Source organism: Nonomuraea guangzhouensis (assembly GCF_019396345.1).
GTDB classification, from domain to species: Bacteria; Actinomycetota; Actinomycetes; order Streptosporangiales; family Streptosporangiaceae; genus Nonomuraea; species Nonomuraea guangzhouensis.
Genome location: NZ_JAHKRM010000015.1, coordinates 277,162 through 295,197 on the forward strand (window position 1 = coordinate 277,162; position 18,036 = coordinate 295,197).

At 69.2% G+C, this 18,036-nt stretch carries 15 protein-coding genes; 7 read left to right on the forward strand and 8 right to left on the reverse strand.

The window, feature by feature from the left end:
* Positions 1 to 4: 4 nt before the first annotated feature.
* Genes KME78_RS30650 through KME78_RS30670 form a run of 5 tightly spaced genes read right to left on the reverse strand, consistent with a single transcriptional unit; the run spans position 5 to position 5,545 of the window.
* Positions 5 to 988 (reverse strand): aldo/keto reductase, encoded by a 984-nt coding sequence (locus KME78_RS30650; protein ID WP_219532857.1) that lies wholly within the window; start codon positions 986 to 988, stop codon positions 5 to 7.
* Positions 989 to 991: 3 nt separating this feature from the next.
* On the reverse strand, positions 992 to 1,903 hold the full coding sequence (locus KME78_RS30655; protein ID WP_219532858.1) for a carbohydrate ABC transporter permease: 912 nt from the start codon (positions 1,901 to 1,903) through the stop codon (positions 992 to 994).
* Positions 1,904 to 1,912: 9 nt separating this feature from the next.
* Positions 1,913 to 2,812 (reverse strand): carbohydrate ABC transporter permease, encoded by a 900-nt coding sequence (locus KME78_RS30660; RefSeq protein WP_219532859.1) that lies wholly within the window; start codon positions 2,810 to 2,812, stop codon positions 1,913 to 1,915.
* Positions 2,809 to 4,230 (reverse strand): ABC transporter substrate-binding protein, encoded by a 1,422-nt coding sequence (locus KME78_RS30665; RefSeq protein ID WP_219532860.1) that lies wholly within the window; start codon positions 4,228 to 4,230, stop codon positions 2,809 to 2,811. Before KME78_RS30665 ends, KME78_RS30660 begins: the two co-directional genes overlap by 4 nt.
* A gap of 19 nt (positions 4,231 to 4,249) precedes the next feature.
* Positions 4,250 to 5,545 (reverse strand): alpha-L-fucosidase, encoded by a 1,296-nt coding sequence (locus KME78_RS30670; protein ID WP_219532861.1) that lies wholly within the window; start codon positions 5,543 to 5,545, stop codon positions 4,250 to 4,252.
* Between the two features lie 175 nt (positions 5,546 to 5,720).
* Between KME78_RS30670 and KME78_RS30675 the strand changes: the two genes are divergently transcribed.
* The 5 genes from KME78_RS30675 to KME78_RS30695 all read left to right on the forward strand — a co-directional run bounded on the left by KME78_RS30675 (position 5,721) and on the right by KME78_RS30695 (position 11,148).
* A complete protein-coding gene (locus KME78_RS30675) occupies positions 5,721 to 7,466 on the forward strand; it encodes a glycoside hydrolase family 97 protein (RefSeq protein WP_219532862.1) in 1,746 nt (581 codons plus the stop codon).
* Positions 7,463 to 8,254, forward strand: a complete 792-nt coding sequence (locus tag KME78_RS30680; RefSeq protein WP_219532863.1) for a hypothetical protein — start codon at positions 7,463 to 7,465, stop codon at positions 8,252 to 8,254. Before KME78_RS30675 ends, KME78_RS30680 begins: the two co-directional genes overlap by 4 nt.
* Positions 8,251 to 9,459 (forward strand): carbohydrate-binding protein, encoded by a 1,209-nt coding sequence (locus KME78_RS30685; RefSeq protein WP_219532864.1) that lies wholly within the window; start codon positions 8,251 to 8,253, stop codon positions 9,457 to 9,459. The genes KME78_RS30680 and KME78_RS30685 overlap by 4 nt, the downstream gene beginning before the upstream one ends.
* A gap of 59 nt (positions 9,460 to 9,518) precedes the next feature.
* Positions 9,519 to 10,352, forward strand: coding sequence for a hypothetical protein (locus KME78_RS30690; protein WP_219532865.1), 834 nt, complete (start codon positions 9,519 to 9,521; stop codon positions 10,350 to 10,352).
* Between the two features lie 85 nt (positions 10,353 to 10,437).
* Positions 10,438 to 11,148, forward strand: coding sequence for a hypothetical protein (locus KME78_RS30695; RefSeq protein ID WP_219532866.1), 711 nt, complete (start codon positions 10,438 to 10,440; stop codon positions 11,146 to 11,148).
* Here the strand turns inward: KME78_RS30695 and KME78_RS30700 are convergent.
* Positions 11,131 to 12,930: a glycoside hydrolase family 36 protein gene (locus KME78_RS30700; protein ID WP_219532867.1), complete on the reverse strand. Its 1,800-nt coding sequence runs from the start codon at positions 12,928 to 12,930 to the stop codon at positions 11,131 to 11,133. The genes KME78_RS30695 and KME78_RS30700 overlap by 18 nt on opposite strands.
* Positions 12,930 to 14,093 carry an ROK family transcriptional regulator gene (locus KME78_RS30705; RefSeq protein ID WP_219532868.1) on the reverse strand — a complete coding sequence of 388 codons (1,164 nt, stop codon included), beginning with the start codon at positions 14,091 to 14,093 and terminating at the stop codon, positions 12,930 to 12,932. Before KME78_RS30705 ends, KME78_RS30700 begins: the two co-directional genes overlap by 1 nt.
* Before the next feature lie 71 nt (positions 14,094 to 14,164).
* Here KME78_RS30705 and KME78_RS30710 point away from each other — a divergent pair, with 71 nt between their 5' ends.
* Positions 14,165 to 16,246 carry an alpha-galactosidase gene (locus tag KME78_RS30710; RefSeq protein WP_219532869.1) on the forward strand — a complete coding sequence of 694 codons (2,082 nt, stop codon included), beginning with the start codon at positions 14,165 to 14,167 and terminating at the stop codon, positions 16,244 to 16,246.
* A 140-nt stretch (positions 16,247 to 16,386) separates the two neighbouring features.
* Here KME78_RS30710 and tnpA read toward each other — a convergent pair whose 3' ends face one another.
* Positions 16,387 to 16,815, reverse strand: coding sequence for an IS200/IS605 family transposase (gene tnpA, locus KME78_RS30715; RefSeq protein ID WP_219532870.1), 429 nt, complete (start codon positions 16,813 to 16,815; stop codon positions 16,387 to 16,389).
* A 25-nt stretch (positions 16,816 to 16,840) separates the two neighbouring features.
* Here tnpA and KME78_RS30720 point away from each other — a divergent pair, with 25 nt between their 5' ends.
* Complete coding sequence (locus KME78_RS30720) at positions 16,841 to 17,995, forward strand: RNA-guided endonuclease InsQ/TnpB family protein (RefSeq protein WP_308127196.1); 1,155 nt, start codon at positions 16,841 to 16,843, stop codon at positions 17,993 to 17,995.
* Positions 17,996 to 18,036: the final 41 nt, after the last annotated feature.

Here is an 18,036-nt window from a genome sequence, read left to right on the forward strand (position 1 = left end):
GCCGCTACGCATCGACACCTGCTTCCTTGATGGCCCGGTCGATCTGGGCCAGTTCGTCAGTGGTGAAGTCGAGCCGGTCGACGGCCGCGACGTTCGCCGCGAGCTGCTCGGGGCTCGACGCGCCCACCAGCACCGACGTGATGCGCGGGTCCCGCAGCGCCCACGCCAGCGCCAGCTGGGCCACCGTCTGCCCGCGGGCCGAGGCGAGCTCGCCCAGCGCGCGGACGAACGTCAGCACCTCGGGCGTGACCCGGTCGGCCGTGAGGAAACGGCCCTCGGCCGCCCGCGAGTCGGCCGGGATGCCGTTCAGGTAGCGGTCGGTGAGCAGGCCCTGGGCCAGCGGCGAGTACACCACGCAGCCCATGCCCTCGCGCTCCAGCACGCCCAGCAGCGACTCCTCGATGCCGCGCCTGATCATCGAGTACACCGGCTGGTGCACCACCAGCGGGGTGCCCAGGTCACGGGCCAGCCGGGCGGCCTCCGCCGTACGTTCGGGGGAGAAGTTGGAGACCCCGACATAGAGGACGCGGCCGGTGCGCACCATGTGGTCGAGGGTGCTCACCTGCTCTTCCAGCGGCGTGGCGTCGTCGTCGCGGTGCAGGTAGAAGATGTCCACGAAGTCGAGGCCGAGCCGGTCCAGCGAGCGGTCGAGCGTGGCGAGCAGGTGCTTGCGCGAGTTGCCCTTGCCGTAGGGGCCGTCCCACATGGGGTTGCTGCCCTTGGTGGTGACGACGATCTCGTCACGGTGACCGCGCAGGTCCTGGCGGAAGATCGTGCCGAACGTCGACTCGGCGGCACCGAGCGGCGGACCGTACCTGTCGGCGATGTCGAAGTGGGTGATGCCGAGGTCGAGCGCCTTGTGCAGGATCGCGCGCTGGCTGTCGAGCGGCTTGCCGCCGCCGAAGTTGTGCCACAGGCCCAGCGAGACCGCGGGGAGTTGCAGGCCGCTGCGGCCACACCTTCTGTACGGCTGACGTTCGTAATTCAAAACTTACCTTCCAGCGATTCCGGTGAGCGTGACGCCCCGGATGAACGTTTTCTGGGCCAGGAAGAAGACGATGAGTATGGGCATCATAGAGATGATCGAGACGGCCATCATCTGGTTGTACTGGGTGACGTACACGCCGTTGAACATGCCCAGCCCCTGCGCGAGGGTGATCTTGTCCACGGTCCGCAGGTAGATGGAGTTCTCCAGATACTGGTTCCAGTTCCCGACGAAGGAGAACAGGCAGATCGCCGCGATCGCCGGCCTGGCCAGCGGCAGCATGACACTCCACAGGATGCGCAGCTCCGAGGCGCCGTCGATGCGGGCGGCGTCGATGAGCTCCTGCGGGATCGTGGTGAAGAACTGCCGCAGCAGGAAGATGTAGAGCGCCACGCCGAAGAACTCCGGCACGATCAGCGGCAGATAGGTGTCCACCCAGCCGAGCTTGGAGAACATGATGAACTTCGGCACCAGGGTGATCTCGCGCGGGATCATCATGGTCGCCATCAGCGCGCCGAACATGAGGGTGGCCGCCGGCGCCCGCATCCTGGCGAAGGCGTAGGCGGGCAGCACGCAGGAGAGCAGGTTGCCGGCCATGGACAGCCCGGTGATCACGATGGTGTTCACCAGGAACCTGGTGAACGGCAACGAACCCGACCAGCCCTTGACGTAATTCTCGAAGTGGAAGGCGTCAGGCAGCCACTGCGGCGGGAAAGCCAGGTTGTCCGCGTCGGACTTCAGCGAGGTCGTCAGCATCCACAGGAACGGCAGCAGGAACACCGCCGAGCTGACGGCGAGCAGCACATAGGCGCCGGTGCGCCGGATCCGCCTGATCCGATCGGCCTGCTCCGAGGTCAGGGGCCTCCCCGGCCTGGTGCGCGCGGGCGCCCGATCATGCGCCGCGGTCTCGACGAGCATCGGCGTACCTCACTTGAACTCGTAGTGCACCCAGCGCCTGGCCAGGCTGAACTGGATCGCGGTTACGGCGATGACCAGCACGAACATCGCCCACGACAGCGTGGCCGCGTACCCCATGTCGAAGTAGACGAAGGCGTGCCGGTAGATGTAGAGGCCCAGCACCATCGTGGCGTTGCCGGGGCCGCCCTCGGTCATGACGAGGATGAGCACGTAGCTCTGCAGCGCGGCGATGAACCCGGTCACCACGTTGAAGAAGATGACCGGCGACATCATCGGCACCGTCACGCTCCAGAACCGGCGCCACCACCCGGCGCCGTCGATCTCGGCCGCCTCGTAGAGCGTCTTCGGGATGCCCTGCAGTCCGGCCAGGTAGATGACGATCGTGTTGCCCGCGCCCCACACGCTCATCAGCACGAGCCCGGGGATGGCCCACTCCTGCGAGGCCAGCCACCCGGGGCCCTGGATGCCGATGGAGGCCAGCACCTTGTTGATCAGGCCGTAGTCGGGGTGCAGGATGTTCAGCCACAGCAGCGCGGTGGCCAGGCCCGACACCACCGACGGCAGGTACATCACGGTACGGAACAGGCCCTGGAAACGCAGCGGCTGGTTGAGCAGCAGCGCCAGCAGGAACGTGAACGTCACGCCGAGCGTCACCGCGCCCACGCCGTACTCCACGGTGTTCCCGATCGACTCCCAGAACTCGGGGTCGTTGAACATGCGCTCGTAGTTGGCCAGGCCCACCCAGGTCGGCGCCTGGAGCAGGTTCCACTTCATGAAGCTGAGCACCACTGCGGCCAGGATCGGGCCCACGCTGAAGAGCACGAACCCGATCGTCCACGGCGAGGTGAACAGGTAGAAGCGCCGCGCCTCCCTGCGGGCCAGAGTGCCGCCGGCGCTCACCGCGGTCATGCGATCTTGTTCTCGCTGAGGACCGGCGTGACCTTCGCGGCCATCTCCTTCAAGGCGTCGTCCACGCCGATCTTGCCGAGCTGCGCCCGCTCCCAGATCGGTATGGCGGTGTCCACGACCTTCTTGTTGGCCGGCAGCCGCAGCACGCCGTCGTCCGAGGCGTAGTCGGCCATGATCTTCTTGACCAGGTCCGCCTCCTCGACCGGGATGCCGAGCGCCTTGGCGTTGTCCTCCCACGCGGACTGGCGGGCCGGCGCGGCGATCCGGCGGAACTTGTAGCCGGAGGCGGACAGGTACTCGTGCATGTAGATCCAGGCGGCGTCCTTGTTCTGTGACGAGGCCGCCATCACCAGCGCGCTGCCGACGGCCGGGGTGGTGCGGCCCTCCGGCCCCTTGGGCACCTGCGTGGCGCCCCATTTGAACGCCTTCTGCTTGGACAGCTCCAGCATGACCCACGCGCCGTTGAGGAACAGGGCCGCGTGCCCGGACTTGAACGGATCGACCTTCTCCAACAGCTGCAGCTCGGCCAGGCTCGGCACCGCCTTGTCCTTGAGCAGCAGGTCCATCCAGCGGGCCATGACGTCCCTGGCCTTCGGATCGGTGATCATCACCTTGGACTCGGCCGCGTCCAGGAAGCGCCCGCCGTACGGCATCAGGTACACCGAGCTCAGGTCCGGCGCCGGCTTGGGCATCGGCGAGACGCCGTAGATCTTCTCCGCGCCCGACCCGCTGGTCAGCTTCTTGGCCGTCTCGAAGAGCTTGTCCCACGTCCAGCTCTCGTCCGGGTAGTCCAGCCCGGCCTTGTCGAACAGGTCCTTGTTGTAGAAGAGCAGCTTGGGCGCCATGTCGGTGGGCAGCCCGTACAGCGCGCTGTCCCGCTTGAAGTAGCCGAGCCCGCGCTGCGGGATGTCCTTCATGTCGAACTCGGGCGTCTTGGCGATGTAGTCGTCCAGCGGCTGCAGGACCTTGTTGGTGATGAGGTTCTGCGTCCAGGAGTAGTGGTTGTAGAGCACGTCGGGCAGTGAGCCGCCGGCGGCCTGTGCCATGTACTTGGTGAGGAACTGGTCGAACGGCGCCGACTCGCGCTTGATCTCGATGTTCGGGTGGCGCTTCTTGAAGAAGAAGTCGAACTGCGCGTTGCGTACCTCGGTGACGGCGTCCGTGGTGAACGCCAGTGTGATCACGACCTTGGACGCCGGGTCGGGCACGTCCGTCTTCGGCCAGGTCAGCGAGTTGTTGAGCTGTTCGGCCTCTTCGAAGGGCCAGTCATCGCTGGCCGGTCGGTTCGGGTCGATCACTTGGGCGCCCGACTTGACCGGGGCCGCCGCCTGCTTCGCCTGACGGTTGTCGCCGCAGGCGGACAGTACGGGCGCGGTCGCCGCCGCCACCGCGAGGGCCAGCATCTGCCGGCGGTTCATCTCCATGGGGGTGGGCCTTTCACAGGAAGAGCTCGATCACCGGCACCGCCACGTCCGGGCGCTGGACCGGGAGCTGGAGGGTGAGGGTCTGAGACGGCAGCGTGCCCAGCTGGGAGTTGCCGCTGTCGACGGCCGGGTCGGGGACCAGCGTGCGGATCTCCGAGGCGTCGTTGAGCAACTGCGCGTAGCGGACCTTGCCCGCCAGTCCCGGCAGGTGCAGATGCCGGTACGGCCAGGCGAGCAGGTGCACGTAGAGCCGGTCGCCACGCTGTGTGTAACGGCAGTCCGGCGGTGCCTCGAAGGTGCTCGGGCCCGCGCCGTAGATGGAGCGGCCGTGCAGCCGCATCCAGTCCCCGATGCCCCGCAGCGTCTCCAGTGCCCGGGGGTCGAACGCGCCGCGCCCGTCGGGGCCGACGTTGAGCAGCAGGTTGCCGTTCTTGGAGACGCTGTCGACCAGCATGCGTACGAGCAGGTCGACCGACTTGTAGTCGAGGTTGTCGCGGTCGTAGCCCCAGCTTCCGTTGAGCGTCTGGCACGCCTCCCACACCTCGGCGGGGGCCGCGGCGGGCTGGAACTGCTCCGGAGTGGTGAAGTCGCCGGGGATCTCCAGCCGATTGTTGAGCATGATGTCCGGCTGGAGCCTTCTGACCAGCGCGGCCAGTTCTTCCGAGCGCCAGTCGGCCGCGCCCTTCGCGCCCGGCGTGAGCTGCCCGTTGCGCCGCCGGTTGGTGTAGGAGAAGTCAAACCACATGGTGTCGATGCGGCCGTAGCGGGTCAGCAGCTCCTCGACCTGCCCATGGAGATAGGCCTGATATTTCGTGATGTCTCGGTCATTATTGGTCAGACCTTCACGCCATGCGGGATGCAGTCCGTCAATGGGAAAGTCAGGGTGATGCCAATCGAGCAGCGAGTGGTAGAAGCCCACGCCGAGCCCTCGGCCGCGGAAGGCCTCGACGATCGGGCCGACCAGGTCCTTGCCGTGCGGCGTGCCCGCCACCGAGTAGTCGGTGAGCGCGGAGTCCCACAGGCAGAAGCCGTCGTGGTGCTTGGTCGTCAGCACCATGTAGCGCATCCCCGCTCCGGCGGCGGCCTCGGCCCAGGCGTCCGGGTCGAACAGATCGGGATCGAAGTGCTCGAAATAGGGCTGGTACTGCTCGTCCGTGAGCCGCTCGCGCTGCTTGACCCACTCGTGGCGGGCGGCGAGCGCGTACAGGCCCCAGTGGATGAACAAGCCGAAGCGTTGCTCCCTGAACTCGGCCAGCCGGGCAGGAGAGATCCGATGTGTCGATCCGTCAGCATCCGAAGCGTGAGGCATGGCCGTACCGTAGACCTGGTAATTAACTTCGTCAAGAATTGAATTGCAATCGCTTGCAACCTAGGCTCGGGCACGTTGTGAGGAGCTCAGCGGGGCCGGCGCGCGCCGCTCGTCCGAGCCGGCGCACCCGAGCGGGCTGCCGATGAGTCCTCCTATCTCTGTTCTGGAGGGCCCTGTGCCGAAGTGGACGCTCAGTGATGAAGACCTGGAAGTCGCGGTCGAACTCTCGCCCGACGGCGAGCCGAGCCTGGAGGTGCGGCGCGGCGGTCGCGTGGTGGTGCGGCCGTCCAGGCTGGGCCTGCGGGCCGCGCACGAGGACCTGAGCACGGGCCTGGCCTTCGACGAGCTGTCGTCCAGGCAGGTGGCGGAGACCTATGACACGGTGACCGGCAAGCGGCGCGAGCACCGCTACACGGCCAAGGAGTGGACGCTGTCGTTCACCAAGGGCGCGCACCGGCTCGACCTGGAGGTGCGGATCGGCGGCCACGGCGTGGCATATCGGTACGTGGTTCCGTGGACCGGACCGGTGACCGTAATTGACGAAATTTCGGAGTATGTGGTGCCGGGGGAGGCTCGGGCGGTGCTCCTGCCGTACGAGAACGGGCGCTGCGACTACGAGGAGATCCACCGGCACGGTCAGGTCGCCGACGCCGAGCCCATCCTGTACGGCTACCCGTCGCTCTTCCAGATCGGCGAGACCTGGCTGTTCGTCACCGAGTCGAACCTGGACAGCGGCTACGCGGGCACCCGGCTCCGCTTCGACGGCCACGCCTTCCGGCTCGACCTGCCCGACCCGTACGTGACGGCGGCCAGCCCGCTCGTCACCCCGTGGCGCACGATGATCATCGGTGACCTGGACACGATCGTGGCCAGCGACCTGGTGACCAGCCTGGCCGCGCCGTCGGCGGTGGCCGACACCTCGTGGATCCGGCCCGGCGCCGCGGCCTGGTCGTGGTGGTCCGACGGGCCGTCCACGCGTGACCTGGAGGCGCAGAAGCGCTGGGTCGACTTCGCCGCCGAGCACGGCTGGCCGTACGTGCTGGCCGACGCCGGGTGGAACAAGGAGTGGATGCCCGAGCTGATCGCCTACGCCGCGGCCAGGGATGTCGGCGTCTGGCTCTGGTCGCACTGGCAGCACGTCGACACCGAGCTGGAACACCGCGAGAAGCTCGCGCTCTGGAAGGAATGGGGCGCCGTCGGCGTCAAGATCGACTTCACCGAGTCCGACGGCCAGGACCGGATGCGCTGGTTCGACGCCATCCTGGCCGCCACCGCCCGGCTGCAGCTCATGGTCGTCTTCCACGGCGGCACGATCCCACGCGGCACCGAGCGGACCTGGCCGCAGTTCATGACCGCGGAGGCGGTCAAGGGCGCCGAGTGGATCAAGCCGAAGCCCGGCAAGCTGCCGCTCTATCCGCCCGCGCACTACCTGTCGCTCGCGTTCACCCGCAACGTGCAGGGCCCGATGGACTTCACCCCGTGCACGTTCACCGCGGTCCGCAGCATCTCCGCCGGATTCGAGCTCGCGCTGTCGGTGATCTTCGAGTCGGGCGTCCAGCACTTCGCCGACAGCATCGAGTCCTACCGGGCAAGGCCCGAGGCGTTGCGGCTGCTCTCCGGCGTCCCCACCGCATGGGACGACACGCGGCTGCTCTCCGGCGACCCCGCCGACCACATCCTGCTGGCCAGGAGGAGCGGCGACGAATGGTACGTCGGCGCGGGCGTGTCGGGCGAGGCCCGCACGCTCACCGTGCCGCTCGACTTCCTGGACGCGGGGGAGTGGGCGGCCGAGATCTACCGGGACGCCCCCGACGACGGCATCCTCGCCGAGACGGCGACCGTCTCCGCCGGGGGCAAGCTCGACCTCGCCGTATCCCCCAACGGCGGGTTCACCCTCCATCTGAGGAGAGAGACCTCATGATCAAGCGCCTGAGCGGCGCCCTCGCCGCCCTCACCCTCATCGCGTTACCCACCGCGCCCGCCTCGGCCACGGCGGCCGTCTGGACGCAGCGCTGGAACCCGAGCCCGGCCGGCCAGACGGTCGCGCAGGCCTTCGAGGGCATCGAGGACGACCGCTCCGACTCCCACTCCGGCGTCACCCACATCTACGTCTCCGGCGACGCCTACCGCTTCGACATGCACACCCAGGACCGCGACGGCGACGACCGGCAGCGCAACGAGGTCAAGGGCATGCGGACGAGCAGCAGCGCGTACATCAAGATCCTGAAGAACCAGGTCTGGCGCATCTCCTACCAGATGTACATCCCGACCTCGCTCGACGCGACCAGCTCCTTCACCCACATCGCGCAGATGAAGGTGCCCGGCTCCGGCGCGCCCCTCTACACGATGTCGCTGCCCATCTCGGGCGGCACGCCGAAGATCAACGTCCGCTACTGGGACGAGGACGAGCAGACGCACGAGGTCGGCAACACGAACCTGAACCCGATCCAGGGCAAGTGGCTCGACACCACCTTCGAGTTCAAGGCGTCGGACAGCGGCTACCTGCGCTGGACGCTCAAGGACGGCTCGACGACGCTGGTCGACAAACGCCTCGACAACACCGATCTCTGGCGCGCCGACACCGACTACCTCCGGCCCAAGTGGGGCATCTACCGCAGTATCAACAGCTCCGGTCTGCAGAACACGTACCTGCTGATCAGGAACCTGCGTGCGGAGCAGCAGACGGCCGCCGCGGCGGAGGGCCCGTGAAGCTCACTCGCCTGGCGGGCGCGCTCGCCACACTCGCCCTGATCGCGACCGCCACCCCCGCCACCGCGGAGCCCACCCCGTCCCAGTCGGGTCGGCCGCGATGGGAGCTCCGATGGGACCCGAGCGTCAGGAAGGACGGTGTCAAGGCGTTCGAGGCGCTGGAGGACGACCGGCGCGGCTCCCACCCTGAGGGTCAGCCGCACGTCTTCACGGACAAGGACGCCTGGAAGTTCACCGCCCACCTGGAGGACCGCGACGGCTCGGACCGCATGCGCAACGAGGTACGCGGCATGCGCGGCCACGACGGCGCCCCGCTGGAGATCCGCAAGGACGAGACCTGGCGGATCAGCTACCGCATGTACATTCCGGACACCCTCGACGCGACCACCTCCTTCACCCACATCTGGCAGTTGAAGAACTCCGACGTCGGCACCCCGATCGCGCAGATCTCGCTGCCGGTCATCGGGGGAGTCCAGAAGATCGCGGCCCGCTACTGGACGCTCCCGGACAACGCCTCGCACGACTTCGCCACCGCCGACCTGGAGCCGATCCAGAACAAGTGGGTCACCACCACGCTGGAGTTCAAGTCGAGCGACGACGGCTACATGCGCTGGACCCTGGCGGACGGCAGCCGGACGATCGCCGACCAGAAGGTCGAGCACATCGACCTGTGGTGGACCCAGGAGCAGTACAACCGTCCCAAGTGGGGCATCTACCGCAGCATCAAGAGCGCCGGGCTGCAGGAGACGTACCTGCTGGTCAAGGACCTGAAGGCGTGGCAGCTCGGCCCGGCGACGCCGCCGGTCAAGCTGCCGGCGCCGGACCGGAGCCCAGGCGCCTATGAGGCCGAGCGGGTGGGCAACGTCTGGGAGGGCGCGGCCGAGCCCGCCTACTGCGCGGTCTGCTCGGGCGGCCGGAAGGTGATCCTCATCGGCGGCAACGTCTATGACTACGCCGTGGTCAAGGGTGTGCTGTCGGAGACCACCGGCACCCGGAAGATGACCGTGCACGCGCTGGTGGACGGCGCGCAGACGTTCGCGGTCAGCGTCAACGGGGCCGACTCGATCCAGGTGCCGATGACCGGGACCAAGGACACGGTGACGACCGCGACCGTGCCGGTGGACCTGGTGGCCGGGGTCAACACGATCCGGTTCTTCAGCCTCACGGCCAGGGGTCCCGAGCTCGACAAGATCGTCATCAGCTGAGCCCGAACGAACGGCCCGCACCCAACTCGGGTGCGGGCCGTACCCCCTTAGGAGAGGCCATGGCACACGACCTCAGCAGGCGCGGATTGATCGTGGCGGGAGGCACGCTGGCGATCGCCGCGGCGGCCGGCGCCGCGCCCGCGGGCGCCACCACGTTCTGGCAGTCCAAGCTGGTCTCCTACGACCGGCGCGGGCGGCTGGCCTACGCGCAGGACGCCGAGGGCAACCGCATCCCGGACTTCAGCCACGCCGGATACCGCAACGGCGAGCGGCCGATCCCGCACGCGCGGGTGGTCAAGGCCATCCGGCCGGTCGAGGGCGACAACACCGCGCACGTCCAGGCCGCCCTCGACGAGATCGCGGCGCTGCCCCGCCGGCTGCGCGGCGCGCTGCTCCTGCTGCCCGGCCTCTACCCGGTCGCCGGCACCCTGTACGTACGCGCCGACGGCATGGTCCTGCGCGGCAGCGGCGACGGCGCGGACCCGGCGGGCAACACGATCATCAAGGCCACCGGCAACAACCCCAAGGACCGCGACGTCATCGTGGTCGGCGGCGCCGCGGCGGGCGGCTGGAAGGGGGAGGTGCCGGGCACCCGTACCGACATCACCACTGACTTCGTGCAGGTGGGCGCGCGCGAGTGTCCTCTGGGGCGCGAGCGTGCAATGACCGGAACTGATTGCGACGTCTCAATCACGTACGGTAAGGTTTCCGTGATCGAACTGGCAAGCGATAACCAAGCTGGCCGTGAGATCGCTTCCTGGATTCATCGGTACGACGAGGCCGCCGGACGGGCGGTGACAGGACGTGGAGACTTGCCGGTAGGCGGGTCGGTGAAGCGTCAAGCATCCTGTTCCACAGCTCGTGCTGCTTATGCGGCATGGGCTGCTGCGTAAGCAGCACAGGAATCCTCGCCTCTTCAGAGCGAGGAGCACGTCAAAAGTGGGACCGGGCCGGGCTCGTTACCCAGATGGGAGTCGAGTGGCTGCGCGGACATCGAGTATCACGGCGACTCCGAGCGGGACGAGGACCACGCCGATCGCGCTGCTGCGCACCGAGGACTTCTGGGTGCGCAGCAGCACGATGCTGCACTTCACCCAGGCCGGGGTGGCCACCCAGGAGACGACTCGTGCCATCGTCGAGAACTGCCGCGCCATCGACCCGGTCAGCATCGTCACCGGCAGCAGGCGCTACAACTTCAACACCTACGTGTACTCGCAGCAGGTGCTCTTCCGCGACTGCTACGCCTACAAGTCGCGGCACGCCTTCGTCTCCAACGGGCACAGCACGGTGTCGGGCGTGGTGTTCCTGCGGGGGACGGCCGAGTACGCGCTGAACTCCAGTGAAGGCCACCGCCGCTGGTCCCAGGGCCTGCTGTACGACGGTCACCGCGACATCGACCCGCACTACGACTACACGCTCGGCCTGTACAACCGGGGCCGCTACGGCACCTCGCACGGCTGGTCGGCGGCGCACTCGGTGGCCTGGCGGTGCGACGTGTCGACCAGCAGGCTCATCGTCCAGAAGCCGCCGACGGCCCAGAACTACGCGATCGGCTGCCTGGGCACGGTCACCGGCGACGGCCCCTTCCAGCAGCCCGCCGGGTACATCGAGGGCACCGGGCAGCCGGGTCTCCTCCCGCCGTCGCTGTACGAGGCGCAGTTCCTCGACCGGCTACGCGACGGCTTCTGAGCCCAGGTCCAGCCGGAGCAGCCCGCCCGTGGGCACCGTGATCGGGTGCGTGCCGGGCGACAGCTCCAGCGTCAGGTCGTTCACCGTACGGCCCCGGCAGGTTTGGACCCTGGCGCGGGCCGTACCGGAGTGGCCGATCTGGAGCAGCACGTCGGCCGAGTCGTCCGCGTTGGCCACCCACAACGTGCCCGCCTCCGGGACCGCCACCGGCAGTGGCGCGTAGCGGGCCGTGATCACCGTGTCCGCCGAGCGGGCCGTGACCTGCGGGTAGACCAGGTCGGGCCGGGCCGGTTCGAACGCGCCGCGCTGCAGCACCTCGGCGTGCTCCTTGACGAAGCCCAGCCAGAACCGCAGCACCTCCAGTTGTTCGGGCGTCTGCGTGGTGAGGTCCACCGAGATCTGCGGCACCGCGAACAGCACGTTGACCAGCTGCGTCGCCACCCGCTCCGGGGTCTCCTCCGGGTGCCACATCAGCATGTCGGCGTGCACGGCCAGCGGCCCGGCGATCAGGCGCAGGTCCACGGTGCGCTGGCGGTTGTGCGCGGGGCTGAGCGGGCAGTCCGAGGCGCGGATCATCGTCGCGTACGGCCACAGCCCCGGGCTCACGTACGGCTGGCGGAGCTCCACCAGGCAGTCCGTGGGTAACAGGGCCAGCAGCCGCCGCACGCCCTCGTTGACCGTCGCGCAGTCGGCCTCGGGCCCCGGCTCGGGCGGGTCCTCCACGGCGAACTGGTCGATGAAGTCGATCTTCAGGCCGTCCATGCCCCACTCCCGGACCGCCCGGGTCAGGTGGCCGGCGAGGAGCTCGCGGATGTACGGGTAACGCGGGTCGACGATGACCGCGTTCATGTGCTCCTTGTAGGCCAGCGAGTACGGCTGTACGCGGTCCCAGAGCGCGGTGTGGCGGCCGACGAACGGCAGCGCGTACCAGAGCAGGTAGGCGAGCCCCGCCTGCTTGACCGCCGCCACGTGTCCCGAAATATCGGGAAAAGAGGTGGCGGATGGCTCCCACTCGCCGACGTGCCCGTAGCCGCGCCCGCGGTCGTCGCTGTGCCAGCCGTCGTCCACGATGATCGCCTCGCAGCCCAGCTCGGCCGCCGGACCGGCCTGCCGTTCCACGCTGACGGCGTCGACGTGCTGCTGCATGGCGTACCAGGTCGAGTAGGCGGGCATCCGCGCCACCTCGGGCACCTGTCCCGCCGGGCCGCGCCACGTCGTGGCCACGTCCGCACGCTCGCGGACGTCGCCGCGCCACCACTCGGCCACGTCCGCGAGCGTGCGGGCGAACGGCCGTCCGGTGAGGTCGAGCCGCAGCACCAAGCCGGTGCCGGGCTCGGCGTCGTGCTCGGCCCAGAAGCCGAAGTCCCCGGTCTCCTCCACCACCCCGGTGCGGATGTGGACCGGCCTGATCACCTCGCCGACGGCGTACGTGCACAGCGACACGTCCCCGGCGCCCACCAGGCACCCCACGGGAGCGTTCTTCTCCAGGGCGGCCACCCGTGGCTTGCGCCAGAACGGCGGCAGCCCTCGGTGCTCGCCGCCGTCGGGCGCCCAGAACGCCGTCGCGGCCACGCACGGCACCCGCCAGGCCACGCGGACGGCGGCGGGCCGGTCCGGCGTGATCCGCACCTCGTGGACGCCCTCGGCGTCCTCGGTGACGGTCCAGGCGAGCTCGGCCGCGGCCGTCGCCGTCAGCTCCGCCTCGCCCGCGACGATGCGCACCTCGCGGGTCTCCGCCGGAGATCGGTCGTGCGGCTGCCAGATCCCGGTCGCCGTGGTCATCAGCGCTCCTGGAGGGTGAAGAAGGTCTGGATGGCGACCGAGGCCGCGCCGCGCGCCCACTGCTCGAACGGCCGGGGGCGCAGGAAGATCCGGCAGTCGGCCGCCGCCCCGAACGCCTGGCTCGCGAACGACCGGCTGATCTGCTCCTCGAACAGGTCGTAGGCCGCCAGCCCCTGCACGTCGCCGGTCACGATGATGCGCTCGGGCCCGATCAGGTTCGCCATGGCGGCCATGGCCAGCCCGATCGCGTGCCCGGCTCTGGCGAACACCTCGCGCGCCGCCACGTCGCCCGCGTGCGCGGCGTCGATGGCCGCGTCGATGGTCAGCTCCGCGTCACCGAGGGCCTCGCGGACCGCGGTCACGATGGGCGCGGTCCCGGCGATCGCCTCGACGCAGCCGCGTCCTCCGCAGTGGCACTCGGGCGCCTCGCCGCCGACCGGGATGTGCCCGATCTCCCCGGCGACGCCGTGCGAACCGGCGACGATCCGGTCGTTCACCACCAGTCCGCAGCCGATCCCCACCCCCACCGTGACCAGCGCGAACGACGACGCGCCGATGCCCTCGCCGAACCACTGCTCGGCCACGGTGAGGGACTTGACGTCGTTCTCGACCGTGACCCGCAGGCCCGTCGCCGCGGCGGCCAGCTTGGCCAGCGGCACCTGCCGCCAGTTGAGGAAGGGGGAGTAGCGCACCATGCCGTGCGCCTTGTCCACATCGCCCGACACGGCCAGCCCCAGCGCGTGACAGCGCTGCCGGTAGGCCGGGTCGGCGGCGAGCAGCTCGGCCACGAGATCGGCCAGCGTCGCCACCACGCCCTCGGGCGAGGACGTCGTCAGCGGGCGATGCGCGCCGACGAGCACCTGGGCGCGCAGGTCGGTGACGACGCCGATGAGCTCGTCGTCGGTGATCTTCACGCCGGCGAAGAACTCCCGGTCCGGCTTGATGGCCAGCGGGCTGGCCGGGCGGCCCGCGCCGGGCCCCGGCCGGTCGGTGGCCTCCAGCTCTTCCAGATAGCCCGCCTCGATGAACGGGCGGGCCGCCTTGGTGACTGCGGCGGACGACAACCCCGTCCGCCTGGCGATCTCCACCCGGGAGACCGGCCCCTGCGTCAGCACCATGGTGAACACGGTGGCCGCCGCGGGAGTGGTGAGCGGTGCAGGCATGATGGGCATCGTAACACTAATTAACTTCGTTAAGAATTGATTCGAAGGGCACGTCGATCTAGGCTCCGGACATGCCTTCGGTGACCTTCGACGCCGCCAGTCGTACGTACCTGCTGCGTACCTCCACCACCAGCTACGTCTTCGGCCTCGACGCCGAGGATACGCCCGTCCACCTGCACTGGGGGCCCGTTCTGACCGAGGGGCAGGCCGCGTCGCTGCCCCGGCCGGCGGCGCCCCTCGCGAGCAGTTTCGACGGCGCGGGACCGGCCGAGGAGCTCGGCACCGAGGCGGGCGCCCGCTTCGGCACTCCGTCGTTGCAGATCGCCTTCCCCGACGGTGCCCGGGGCGTCGACTGGCGCCATCTCGGTCACACGATCGACGGGGGGCACCTGACGGTCCGCTTCCGGGACGCCGTCCAGCCGTTCGAGGTGGACCTGCACTACCGGGTGCGCGGCGACGTCCTGGAGCGGTGGGTCGGGCTGCGGTCCGAGGTGCCCGTGACGATCCTGCGGTGCGACTCCGCCGCGTGGAGCGTTCCGTCGCTGTCCGGTTACCGGCTCAGCCACGTCACCGGCGGGTGGAGCGCCGAGCATCAGCTGCGCCGTACCGGCCTCACCGTGGGCGAGACGACGCTGACCAGCCGGCGCGGGGTGACCAGCCACCACGCCAACCCCTGGCTCGCCGTGGACGGCGGCGACGCCGGCGAGCGGCACGGCGAGGTGTGGAGCTGCGCGCTCGCCTGGAGCGGCAGCTGGCGCGTCACGGTCACCCGCACGCCCTCGGGGAGCGCGGGGTGGACGGGCGGGTTCGGCCACGAGGGCCTCACCTGGCGGCTGGAGCCGGGGGAGGAGTGGGTCACGCCGGCGTTCGCCGGCGTGTACGCCCCCGACGGGTTCGGCGGGGCCAGCCGCCGCTGGCACGACCACGTCACCCAGAACGTGCTGCCCGAGCCGGACGAGCTGCGCCCGGTGGTCTACAACGCCTGGGAGGCCGTCGGGTTCGACGTGGCCGAGTCGAACCAGAAGGAGCTCGCCGCGCTCGCCGCCCGCGCCGGTGTGGAGCTGTTCGTCATGGACGACGCCTGGTTCGGCGGGCGCACCGGCGACAGCGCCGGACTCGGCGACTGGTGGCCGAACCCGGACCGCTTCCCCAACGGCCTGGCTCCGCTCATCGACGAGGTGCACGGCCTGGGCATGCGGTTCGGCCTGTGGGTCGAACCCGAGATGGTCAACCCCGACAGCGACCTCTACCGCGCGCACCCCGACTGGGTGCTGCACATGCCCGGCCGCCCGCGCACGCTGCTGCGTAACCAGCTCGTCCTCAACTTCGCCCGGCCCGACGTCGCGGACTGGGCGCACAAGTGGCTTCACCGGCTGGTCGGCGAGCACGGCGTCGACTTCCTGAAGTGGGACTTCAACCGGGCCTTCACCGAGGCGGGCCGGCCGGGCGCCGCCGACCAGGACCGGCTCTGGATCGACCACGTCAGAGCCGTCTACTCGATCATGGACCGGCTCCGCGCCGACCATCCGCACCTGCGCATCGAGGCGTGCGCGGGTGGCGGCGGCCGTACCGACCTGGGCATCCTCGCCCGTACGGACCAGGTGTGGACCTCCGACAACACCGACGCCCACGACCGCATCGCCATCCAGCACGGCTTCAGCCAGATCTACCCGGCCCGCGTGATGGCCGCCTGGGTCACCGACAGCCCGAACCCCCTCACCCGCCGGGTCACCCCGCTGAGCTTCCGCTTCCACGTCGCGATGGCCGGCGCGCTCGGCCTCGGCGGCGACCTGCTGAAGTGGACCCCCGCCGAACTGGCCGAGGCCGCCGCGCTGGTCAGCCGTTACAAGGAGATCAGGCCCGTCGTCCAGCTCGGGCGACAGGACAGGCTCGAGTACGGCGTGCAGTACACCCACGGCGACCAGGTGGTCGTACTCGCCTGGCGCGGGCCCGTCGCCCACGGCACGCCGCTCGTGCCGCTCCGCCTGGCCGGGCTCGACCCGCTCGGCCGCTACCGCGACGAGGACACTGGGGCGCTGCACCACGGGGCCCTGCTCATGTCGCCGGGCCTGCTGCCGGAGCTGCTGCCTGCGGGTGACTACGCCAGCACGCTGATCCGCCTGCGCGCGCTCGGCCCTGGTTCAGCCGGTTGACCCGCCCGCGAGCGCTCGGCCCCGGTTCAGCGTGATCTGGCGTAGAACCCTGGGTGTTTGTTTACGCCCGGGAGGAAACGGCAGCGCGGGAGGGCCTCCAGGCCCGAGTGGTGCCGTGACGGTTGGTCCAGGTGGGCTGCTCAGCCTGGCCGTTTCTGGTTCTCGATGTACTCCTTGATGATCGTGAGTGGTGCGCCGCCGCAGGACGCGGCGAGGTAAGACGGAGACCAGAAGCGCCCGCCCCACAGATACCTGCCGATGTGGGCCGGGTACTCCTTGCGCAGGAGCCGGGCCGAGACGCCTTTGAGTGAGTTGACCAAGACCGACAGGGCGACTTTTGGTGGGTAGCGAACCAGCAGGTGCACATGATCGGAATCTCCGTTGAACTCCACCAGTTCGGCGCCGAAGCTGTCGCAGACCTCGATCATGATGTCCGCGCAGCGGGCGAGGATCTCGTCGGTGAACACGCCGCGCCGGTCCTTCGGCATGAAGACCAAATGCGCATGAAGGCTATATGTGACACTACGTCCCCGCCTGACATCGGGATTCGGTTCCCATCGCGGTGACATGGACCGAATGATAGTGTGTTCGATTGTGAAACTGGTGGTGCAGGTGAAACTCCTGCCGACACCTGAGCAGGCGGCGGCGCTGGAAGCGACCCTGCACGCCGTCAACACGGCCGCCGACCTGGTCTCCGCGGTTGCCTTCGACCAGCGGTGCTTTCGCAACTACGACCTGCGCCAACACACCTACGACCGGATCAAGGCCGAGTGCGGGCTGGCCGCGCAGGCCGCCCAGCATGTGATCAAAAAAGTCGCCGATGCCTACCGCACCCTCCACGCCAACCTCAGAGCCGGAAATCTAGGCGCGCCGGGAACCCAGCGCAGGACCAAGGCCGGGAGCAGGCCGATCACCTTCCGGCCGGACGCGGCCCAGCCCTACGACGATCGGTGCCTGTCCTGGCAGATGCAGGCGCGAACGGTGTCGCTCTGGACCACCCGCGGCCGGTTGAAGAATGTCGCGTTCACCGGCTCGACCGAGCAGCTCACCACCTTGGCCGCCTGCCGCAAGGGCGAATCGGATCTGGTCCACCGAGACGGCGGCTGGTACCTGTATGCGACCTGCGAGATCCCCGACGTGCCGCTGACCGCACCGCAAGGCTTCCTCGGCGTCGATCTGGGCATCGCCAACATCGCCACCACCGCGACCACCAGCGGCGACGGCACCCGGCACAGCGGCAAGGCCCTGAACGCGGTCCGCCACCGCAACCGCGAACTGCGCCGCCGGTTGCAGGCCAAACGGACCAAGAGCGCCAAACGACTGCTCAAACGCCGCCGTCGCAAGGAAGCGCGGTTCGCGGCCGACACCAACCACACCATCGCCAAGCAGATCGTGACCGAGGCAGAACGCACCGGCCAAGGAATCGCTCTGGAAGACCTCCAGGGCATCCGCGACCGGGTACGGCTCCGCAAGCCCCAGCGGGTCACCCTGCACTCATGGAGCTTCCACCAACTCGGCAGCTTCATCGCCTACAAGGCCCGACGGGCCGGGATCGCCGTTGTCCACGTCGATCCGGCCCATACCAGCCAGCAATGCTCGGCCTGCGGGCACACCGAACGGGCCAACCGGCCCGACCAGGAAACCTTCCGCTGTACCTCGTGCGGCTTCGCTGAGCACGCCGACGTCAACGCAGCCCGCAACATCGCCGCGCGTGGTGTGGCGGGCTGGGCAGTGAGTCACGCTGCCTGACGCGGACCGGACCGTCGAAGCCATCGACGGCGAGGAGCTGC

Excerpts from the sequence above, each read along its gene's own strand:
- KME78_RS30670 (WP_219532861.1), bottom strand. The coding sequence starts at position 5,545 with ATGCCTCACGCTTCGGATGCTGACGGATCGACACATCGGATCTCTCCT.
- KME78_RS30710 (WP_219532869.1), top strand. The coding sequence starts at position 14,165 with ATGCCTTCGGTGACCTTCGACGCCGCCAGTCGTACGTACCTGCTGCGT.
- KME78_RS30680 (WP_219532863.1), top strand. The coding sequence starts at position 7,463 with ATGATCAAGCGCCTGAGCGGCGCCCTCGCCGCCCTCACCCTCATCGCG.
- KME78_RS30690 (WP_219532865.1), top strand. The coding sequence starts at position 9,519 with ATGGCACACGACCTCAGCAGGCGCGGATTGATCGTGGCGGGAGGCACG.
- tnpA (WP_219532870.1), bottom strand. The coding sequence starts at position 16,815 with ATGTCACCGCGATGGGAACCGAATCCCGATGTCAGGCGGGGACGTAGT.
- KME78_RS30665 (WP_219532860.1), bottom strand. The coding sequence starts at position 4,230 with ATGAACCGCCGGCAGATGCTGGCCCTCGCGGTGGCGGCGGCGACCGCG.
- KME78_RS30705 (WP_219532868.1), bottom strand. The coding sequence starts at position 14,093 with ATGCCTGCACCGCTCACCACTCCCGCGGCGGCCACCGTGTTCACCATG.
- KME78_RS30660 (WP_219532859.1), bottom strand. The coding sequence starts at position 2,812 with ATGACCGCGGTGAGCGCCGGCGGCACTCTGGCCCGCAGGGAGGCGCGG.
- KME78_RS30655 (WP_219532858.1), bottom strand. The coding sequence starts at position 1,903 with ATGCTCGTCGAGACCGCGGCGCATGATCGGGCGCCCGCGCGCACCAGG.
- KME78_RS30700 (WP_219532867.1), bottom strand. The coding sequence starts at position 12,930 with ATGACCACGGCGACCGGGATCTGGCAGCCGCACGACCGATCTCCGGCG.